The following is an 8,355-nucleotide window of genomic DNA, read 5'->3' on the forward strand; positions in this document are numbered from 1 at the left end:
GGCGGACCCGCACAATTACGACGGGGAGACCAACGAGTTTGACCCGAGCAAAACCGAACCTGTAGTAGTACAACAAGAGCAAACTGTTTAGTAACTGATAATCATGGAAACAGAAAACAACAATATTTACGGTGTATTAGCTGAGTTCCGTAATCCCAAAGAACTTGTTGATGCGGCTGCTTCAGTAAAAAAATCCGGCTATAAAGATTTCGACACCTATGCCCCTTTCCCCATCCACGGGATGGAAAAGGCAATGGGACTCAAAGAATCGCCCCTGGGCTGGATTGTACTGGGAGGCGCCATAACCGGCATGGTGGGAATCCTGGCACTCATGATTTGGGTAATGGGCTACGAATACCCGATGAATATCAGCGGAAAACCCTATATCAATCTGCCCATTTATGTACCGATTACCTTTGAAATAACGGTTCTGTTCTCTGCTTTTGCAGCGGTTTTCGGGATGTTTTTTCTCAACAACCTGCCACGTTTACACAATCCGCTTTTTAATGTGGAACGCTTTGACAAAGCTTCGGATGACGGTTTTTTCGTCTGTGTGGAAGCGTCGGACGATCTTTTTGCCGAAGAAAAAGTGGCCAAGCTGTTCCAGGATAACGGAGCCACACACATAGAAACCGTTTACGATTCGGAATAACTCACAAAACAATCTTTAGTTTGCATAACAATCCGATGAAAGCTACCAAGTGTTTATTTTTTGCGGCTGTTGCTCTGCCGATGGTCCTCGCCTCGTGTCGTGGACAAATTTCCGAGAAACCCCCGGTTCATCCCAACATGAACATGGACCAGCAAGAGCGATTTGAACCGCAGGAGCGCAACGAGTTCTTTGACGACAATCGCGCTATGCGTCAGCCTGTGGAAGGGACTATAGCCCGCGGCAATTTAAAAGCGGATAAAGCCTACTACCAGGGTATCAACGAAGACAGCAGCTATGTCAATGAGATCCCCGCAGAGCTTACAAGATCATTTTTGTATCGCGGAAAGGATCGCTATGAAGTATTCTGTACTCCCTGTCACGGTATTGCCGGTGACGGACAGGGCATTATCATGACCAATAACTACGGCTTTGTCCCGGCCCCGAGCTTTCACATCGATCGCCTTCGCAACGAGAGCGACGGCTATATCTATTCCACCATTGCCAACGGTATTCGCAATATGCCTTCTTACGCCCAGCAGATTCCGGTCAAAGATCGCTGGGCTATCGTTGCCTATGTGCGTGCCCTGCAGCAAAGTCAAAATGCCACAGAAGAGGAAATTCGAAGATACGATGTTGATATCTCATCCATGCAGGAAGAGTATCAACAGCAGCAGGCAGCACTGGCGGAAGCCGAAGAAGCCGCCCCCCAGGATGAAGGTGGAGAGGTATCTGTAGAACGCGGAAAAGCCGTTTCTTCGGAAAATGCCTGCGGGGCCTGCCATTCCACGGACGGCTCTAAGACCGTGGGGCCCACCTGGCAGAATCTGTATGGGTCAGAACGGCCGCTGGACGATGGTTCAACCGTAACAGCTGATGAGGAATACCTGCGCGAATCCATTGTAGAGCCCTCCGCCAAAATTGCTGAAGGCTTTCCTCCTTCGATGGTGCCTTACGATCATCTGAGTGACAGTGATATCAATTCGCTAATCGAATATATTAAATCGCTAAGCGATCTGGACCCTCCGGAGGAAGAAGGTTCTGAATCAGACGAAGAAAGTGCTTCTGCAGGTGAACCCGCAGATACGACGATTACAGCCCAGGCAACAACACAAAAAAAAAGCTTTTTAGTCCCGTGAAAACCGATACTGCTGATACGACAACCGGGGCGCCGTCGGACACACTGTCTGCCAGCGCCCGCAACGGGAAAAAACTTTTTGAAAGCCATGACTGCCAAAGCTGTCACCCCATCGACGGGGACCAGCAACTGGCGCCGTCGTTAAGAGGTTTATTCGGAAGTGAACGTAACCTTGCGGACGGTTCGACGGTGATCGCTGATGAAGGTTATATCAAAGAGTCGATACAATATCCGGGCGCAAAAGTTGTAATGGGGTTCAATGACAACATGCCTTCATTCAGAGATCTCATGACTGAACAGGAGCTGCAGGAAGTTACAGATTATATCAAGGCATTGCGTTAACATTAACGTTCTTATACCAAAAGCTTAATTGTTTTCAAAGAAATTATGAGCAATCCTAAACTAACCGACACACTGGATTTTCCATCTGACCTGAATGTAACCAAATCGCTATTTGGGGTGGGTATAGTAGGTTTAATAGCCAGTGGCATAGGATATTTTCTTGAACACGACCAGTTTTTCTTTTCGTACCTGGTCAACTTCGCCTTCTTTTCCAGCATCGCCCTGGGCAGCTTGTTCTTTGTGCTTATTCAACATCTAACGCGATCGCACTGGAGCGTAGCCATTCGCCGAATTCCCGAAGCAATTTCATCCAATTTCTGGATCTGGGGATTGTTTATTATTCCCGTACTGCTGGGCATGCACTCGCTTTATCACTGGACCCATGCCGACGCGGTAGCCGGCGACCCGGTACTGCAGGGTAAATGGGCATACCTGAACACTACCTTTTTTATTATTCGTCAGTTTATTTACTTCGCACTCTGGAGCTTCCTGGGGTACCGCCTCTACAATAAATCCGTTGAAATGGATAAAACCGGCGACTGGGGACTCCAAACCCTGTTGCGCAGGACAAGCGGACCCGGTCTCTTTTTCTTTGGTATTACGCTGGCTTTTGCTTCCTTCGACTGGCTGATGACCCTCGATCCCCACTGGTATTCCACCATCTTTGGCGTCTATTATTTTGCAATGAGTTTCCAGGGACTATTTGCCACTCTCATCCTTATTGTACTTTTCCTCTGGAAGAAGGGCTTGCTCACCAATACCATTCAACGGGGACATATCTATGATCTGGGCGTTCAGCTCTTTGGATTTACGGTCTTTTACGCCTATATCGCCTTCAGTCAATTTTTACTGATCTATTATGCCAACATCCCCGAAGAGACCGTTTGGTATTTGGAACGTCTCAGCGGCGGATATGAATATTTAGCTTACTTTTACCTGTTTGGGCGCTTTGTCATTCCCTTTATCGTGCTGCTTCCCAAACGCAGCAAGTCCAATTACAATATTGTCGGCACGATATCCGTATTAATACTGGCTGCGCACCTGGTTGAATTGTACTGGCTTGTGATGCCGGTGCTTGACCATCACGGTTTCCATTTCAACTGGATGATCATAACCACGTTCTTTGGCCTGGGAGGCATCTTCCTGGGACTGTTTTTCCACAAGTTCAAACAGAATAAGATGATTCCGGTAAATGACCCGCAACTGGGTGATTCTCTCAATAAACACTAAACGTAACCATCGTCTAATGCGTTAAAGCAGTAAGGGCCTGCCCGCTGCGATGACAAGTTTCTGAATTTTATGACAAGCGAAGAAAACAACTACAGTCCGGAGTTTAAAAAGAAGGTTGCCCGCAAGGCGCTGGAGCAATCCAAGCAAAATCTCGAAACCCTCTCTGAACAATATGACGTGCCCGTTTCGATTATTCTTATGTGGGCAACTGAACTGGAAAAAGGGGGCGAGCAGATATTTGAAACGGCCGAAGAAGATATTGAAAAGGAGAAAAAAGAAACGGAGAACGTTGACCTGTCAATATCCGATGAAGAAGTAGCCAGCGCGGTGGATCATGGCGTCATGTTTGACAACCTGAATTATAAACGCCTTGTTTTTTGGAGCGTTCTGGGCGTCATTCTCGTAATTGTATTTGTTCAGGCTCTTTTTGAAATGTTTCAATATAATGAGCGGGCCCTGCAGGATCGCGTTTCTGCCGAAAGTGGCGAGTACTACCAAGCGACCCAGCTCAATAAAAAGGCAGAGGAAAGGATAACCACTTTTGGGGTTGTCAATCTTGAAGAAGGAACTTACAGAATGCCCGTCGACAGCGTAATCAATGATATGGCTGCTGATGGAAATAACTGATTTATAAATATAGATAGAAATGCACTACTATGTAGGACCAGCAGCTATTGTACTTTTAAGCTTATTCCTACTACCGGCAGGTTCCGTTGCACAGCTTAACCAGCAGAAACCTGAAAACATAGAAAATGTCGGAGTCACTGAGCATCTGGGCGAACAAATTCCGCTGGATCTGACATTTGCCAGTGCGGAAGGAGATTCGGTAACCCTGAAAGAACTGTTTGAGGATGACAAGCCGGTGCTGTTGAACCCGGTTTATTACGAATGTCCCCAGCTCTGTTCTATGATTAAAGAAGCAATCTTTCAGGGAGTGAAGGATTTGCAATGGAGTCCGGGAACCGACTACAATATTATCACTTTCAGTTTCGATCACGAAGAAGGACAAGAGCTGGCAGCGGAAAACAAGCAGCGATTTTTAAACAAGCTGGATAGAAAAGGGGCCGAAAACGGCTGGCATTTTCTAAGTGGCAACAAGAAAAATATCCAAAAACTGACCGGGGCCGTAGGCTTTGATTACAACAGGCTTGAAAACGGGCAGTATGCCCACGGTGCGGCTATCATGTTCTTGAGTCCCGATGGCACCATCACAAGATATCTTTACGGCCTGAAGTTTGACGAATTCAATATGCGGAATGCACTTTACGAGGCGGCAGACGGCGAAATCGGCGGTACGGCCGAACAGGTATTGCTATACTGCTATCAATATGATGCGGATTCCAACTCGTACGCACCCGTTGCCTGGAGAATTATGAAGCTGGGTGGCTTTGCTACCATGATAATTCTGGGTATATTTCTTGGCTTTATGTGGCTGCGATACCGATATTCTACTAATGAAAAGCAAATAAAAGAACCGAATGGACGCGCTTAACGATCTACTACTACCGCCGGCAAAATCGACGCTGGCTCAAAACACCGATTCTCTTTTTTGGTTTGTACACCTTAGCGGACTTGCTCTAACCATAGGCCTGATAGGGGTTATCATATACTTCGTCGTCAAGTACCGGCGAAAGTCTGATGATGAGGTAACTCCGCTTATCACTCATAACAATAAGCTTGAAGTCACCTGGTCGGTAATACCACTCATAATAGTGCTGATTATCTTTGGCTGGGGGTACCAGGTTTTTATGGAACAACGCGTAGCCCCCGACGACGCTTATGAAGTAAACGTTACGGGACAGAAATGGATATGGCAGTTCACCTACGAGAACGGGGCGCGGACCAATGGCGAGCTCCATGTTCCCGCCGGGAGGCCTGTTAAGCTGATCATGAACTCCAGCGACGTCATTCACTCTTTTTATGTGCCGGATTACCGGATCAAGCAGGATGTTCTCCCCGGCCGTTATACCGAGGTGTGGTTTAACGCCCCGGAGCCCGGGGAATCCAATGTCTTCTGTACCGAATATTGCGGTACTTCCCACTCAGACATGATGGCAAAAGTAATTGTACACGAAGAAGAGGAATTTCAAAGCTGGCTGGCGGAAAACTCGGGAGGCGGATCCAAGCCTGAAGACCTTGCACCCGCGGAATGGGGGGAACAACTGGCGCAGGAATGGGCCTGTACCACCTGTCACTCTACGGATGGAAGCGATATGACAGGTCCCACCTGGCAGGGGTTGTTTGAACACGAAGTCCCGTTGTCGGACGGTTCCACGGTTACGGCCGATGAAAATTATATACGGGAATCGATTTTAGAACCCGGTGCCAAAGTCGTTGACGGCTTTCCCAATGTGATGAATACGTACCAGGGACAGTTGAGTGACGAACAGATTAATGCTATTATAGAATACATAAAAACACTGAACTAATATGTCTACTCAAGAAACAAATCTTAAGAAAATCCAGGTTCAGCGTTATGAACCGGAATCAGATCCTGACAAACACTACCTGAATGAGGAAACGGGATTATGGGCATGGATGACGACGGTCGACCATAAGAAGATCGGTATCATGTTCCTCGGCTCTGTCACCTTCTTTTTTTTCGTAGGGGGTATCCTGGCGCTGCTGGTGCGTACCGAACTGTGGACTCCCGCTAAAACGTTTATCGAGGCCAACACCTACAACCAGCTTTTCACCCTCCATGGAGCCATCATGGTCTTCCTGTTCCTGGTGCCTTCGGTGCCAGCCGCACTGGGTAACTTTATCCTGCCGTTGCAGCTGGGCGCTAAAGATGTTGCTTTTCCCAGGCTGAACTTAATGAGTTTTTACCTCTATCTGATTGGTGCTGTCATAGCCATCGTATCTATTCTTACAGGCGGTATCGATACGGGGTGGACTTTTTATACTCCCTACTCTTCGACAACGGGCGGAGCGGTGACCCTGATGGTCTTCGGGGTTTTTATCATCGGTTTTTCTTCCATCCTAACAGGAGTCAACTTTATAACGACCATTCACAAACTGCGAGCTCCGGGCCTTACGTGGGACAAACTCTCCCTTTTTAGCTGGAGCTTGTATGCCACCAGTGTTATTCAGATTCTGGCTACCCCCGTTCTTGCTATTACGCTGGCGCTGATCGGAATGGAACGCATACTGGGAATCGGTATTTTTGACCCTGCACTCGGCGGCGACCCGGTACTCTTCCAGCACTTTTTCTGGTTTTACAGCCACCCGGCCGTATATATTATGATTGTACCGGGTTTTGGGATTGTCTCGGAAGTGATTTCCACCTTCTCCAAAAAACATATTTTCGGGTATTGGGCTATTGCCCTCTCCTCCCTTGCCATTGCTTTTATCGGCTTCCTGGTCTGGGGTCACCATATGTTCGTTTCCGGCCAGGCTTCGCTGGCTTCCATGGTCTTCTCGTTTCTGACCTTCCTGGTCGGCATTCCCACCGGCATTAAAATGTTTAACTGGACGGCCACTCTTTACAAAGGATCCATACAGCTGGCCTCTCCCCTGCTTTACATCTTCGGATTTTTCTTCCTGTTCCTGGTAGGTGGAATAACTGGAATTGTACTCGGATCCATTGCGCTGAACGTACACCTGCACGACACCTACTATGTAGTGGCCCACTTCCATTTTGTTATGGTTGGCGGCATGGTGATGGCCTTTTTAGCGGGTATTCACTACTGGTGGCCCAAGATAACGGGACGCTTGTATAATGAAACCCTGGCCAAAATTGCCTGCGGTATCATCTTTATTGGCTTTAACGTTACCTTTTTGCCGCAGTTTGTAATGGGCTCGTTAGGTATGCCCCGAAGGTATTTCAATTACATCGACCAGTTCCAGATCTACCACCAGATCTCGACTATCGGATCCTACATTCTGGGCATCGGTTTCGTAATGATCTTCTACTACCTCATAAAATCGATTTATACCGGAAAAAAAGCATCTCCCAACCCCTGGGGAAGTCGCGCGCTCGAATGGCAGATAAATTCCCGTCCGCCGCTGCACAACTTCCATCATACGCCGGTTATCATAAACGGACCGTACGACTATCACAAACCGATGGATGAATTCCAGCTCGGGCTGGCAGAAAGCGGGGGAAATGGCCACGGTACCGATATTGACGTCAGCAGCCCTGAAGAAACGGCCAAAGGTGAATAACCAACTGAGTTTTAAATTACTAAACAGTACAATCTGAATTATGGCAAATCATTCAACCACAACCTCACAGTCAAGATTCCAGCAGCATCACTTTGTTGATGCTGATCAGCAGTTCGACGCTGCAAAGATGGGTATGTGGATTTTTTTAGTCACAGAAATACTAATGTTCGGCGGACTCTTTGCGGCTTATATTGTATACCGGTTGTGGTACCCGGAACTCTTTGTCATGGCATCGGAGCAGCTCGATACTTTTTGGGGCGGTGTCAACACCGTGGTACTTATCGGAAGTAGTCTCACTGTTGCCATGGCCATCAAGTCGGCCCAGCTCAATCAAAAAAAGAATATTTCGATCAACCTGCTCATCACCCTGGCACTGGCCGCGGTTTTTATGGTGATCAAGTATTTCGAATGGACCCATAAGTTCGACCTCGGAATCTTTCCAGGCAAGTTCTATGCCTTTGAAGGTATCGACCACCCCAAGGCGAACGTCTTTTTTAGCCTCTATTACCTGATGACCGGCCTGCACGGCATCCATGTTATCATTGGGATGGGGTTAATGACATGGCTGCTGGTACGCTCCTCCAAAAGACATTTTAACAGTGAATACTACAGCCCCATTGAAATTACGGGCCTTTACTGGCACCTGGTCGATATCATCTGGATTTTCCTCTTTCCACTCTTCTATTTAATTGACTGATAACAAAAAAGATCTATCCCTATGAGCGGACATCATATTTCAACAGACAAAACTTTATTAGGCGTGGCCGGCGGACTTTTGGTACTGACGGTGCTCACCGTTGTTGTTCACTACTTGCACCTCCCCCACCCG

At 47.6% G+C, this 8,355-nt stretch carries 9 protein-coding genes; all 9 read left to right on the forward strand.

Annotated elements, in window-relative coordinates; genetic code table 11:
• Positions 1-103: 103 nt before the first annotated feature.
• The 9 genes from ACESLU_RS08430 (at position 104) to ACESLU_RS08470 (ending at position 8,223) form a co-directional block, all read left to right on the forward strand.
• Complete coding sequence (locus tag ACESLU_RS08430; protein ID WP_372637833.1) at positions 104-652, forward strand: DUF3341 domain-containing protein; 549 nt, start codon at positions 104-106, stop codon at positions 650-652.
• Between the two features lie 35 nt (positions 653-687).
• On the forward strand, positions 688-1,788 hold the full coding sequence (locus ACESLU_RS08435) for a c-type cytochrome (protein ID WP_372637836.1): 1,101 nt from the start codon (positions 688-690) through the stop codon (positions 1,786-1,788).
• Complete coding sequence (locus tag ACESLU_RS08440; protein ID WP_372637839.1) at positions 1,785-2,129, forward strand: cytochrome c; 345 nt, start codon at positions 1,785-1,787, stop codon at positions 2,127-2,129. Before ACESLU_RS08435 ends, ACESLU_RS08440 begins: the two co-directional genes overlap by 4 nt.
• 45 nt (positions 2,130-2,174) lie before the next feature.
• Positions 2,175-3,359, forward strand: a complete 1,185-nt coding sequence (locus ACESLU_RS08445) for a hypothetical protein (protein WP_372637842.1) — start codon at positions 2,175-2,177, stop codon at positions 3,357-3,359.
• Positions 3,360-3,428: 69 nt separating this feature from the next.
• Complete coding sequence (locus ACESLU_RS08450; protein ID WP_372637845.1) at positions 3,429-3,986, forward strand: hypothetical protein; 558 nt, start codon at positions 3,429-3,431, stop codon at positions 3,984-3,986.
• A gap of 19 nt (positions 3,987-4,005) precedes the next feature.
• Complete coding sequence (locus tag ACESLU_RS08455) at positions 4,006-4,851, forward strand: SCO family protein (protein WP_372637848.1); 846 nt, start codon at positions 4,006-4,008, stop codon at positions 4,849-4,851.
• Positions 4,838-5,788 carry a cytochrome c oxidase subunit II gene (coxB, locus tag ACESLU_RS08460; protein ID WP_372637851.1) on the forward strand — a complete coding sequence of 317 codons (951 nt, stop codon included), beginning with the start codon at positions 4,838-4,840 and terminating at the stop codon, positions 5,786-5,788. The genes ACESLU_RS08455 and coxB overlap by 14 nt, the downstream gene beginning before the upstream one ends.
• A 1-nt stretch (position 5,789) precedes the next feature.
• A complete protein-coding gene (ctaD, locus tag ACESLU_RS08465) occupies positions 5,790-7,526 on the forward strand; it encodes a cytochrome c oxidase subunit I (protein WP_372637854.1) in 1,737 nt (578 codons plus the stop codon).
• A 40-nt stretch (positions 7,527-7,566) separates the two neighbouring features.
• Positions 7,567-8,223, forward strand: a complete 657-nt coding sequence (locus tag ACESLU_RS08470) for a cytochrome c oxidase subunit 3 family protein (protein WP_372637857.1) — start codon at positions 7,567-7,569, stop codon at positions 8,221-8,223.
• Positions 8,224-8,355: the final 132 nt, after the last annotated feature.

This window comes from Fodinibius sp. (genome assembly GCF_041642155.1).
Classification (GTDB): Bacteria; Bacteroidota; Rhodothermia; order Balneolales; family Balneolaceae; genus Fodinibius.

Coding starts and splice junctions, on each gene's coding strand:
- ACESLU_RS08445 (WP_372637842.1), top strand. CDS start 2,175: ATGAGCAATCCTAAACTAACCGACACACTGGATTTTCCATCTGACCTG.
- ACESLU_RS08455 (WP_372637848.1), top strand. CDS start 4,006: ATGCACTACTATGTAGGACCAGCAGCTATTGTACTTTTAAGCTTATTC.
- ACESLU_RS08450 (WP_372637845.1), top strand. CDS start 3,429: ATGACAAGCGAAGAAAACAACTACAGTCCGGAGTTTAAAAAGAAGGTT.
- coxB (WP_372637851.1), top strand. CDS start 4,838: ATGGACGCGCTTAACGATCTACTACTACCGCCGGCAAAATCGACGCTG.
- ctaD (WP_372637854.1), top strand. CDS start 5,790: ATGTCTACTCAAGAAACAAATCTTAAGAAAATCCAGGTTCAGCGTTAT.
- ACESLU_RS08470 (WP_372637857.1), top strand. CDS start 7,567: ATGGCAAATCATTCAACCACAACCTCACAGTCAAGATTCCAGCAGCAT.
- ACESLU_RS08430 (WP_372637833.1), top strand. CDS start 104: ATGGAAACAGAAAACAACAATATTTACGGTGTATTAGCTGAGTTCCGT.
- ACESLU_RS08435 (WP_372637836.1), top strand. CDS start 688: ATGAAAGCTACCAAGTGTTTATTTTTTGCGGCTGTTGCTCTGCCGATG.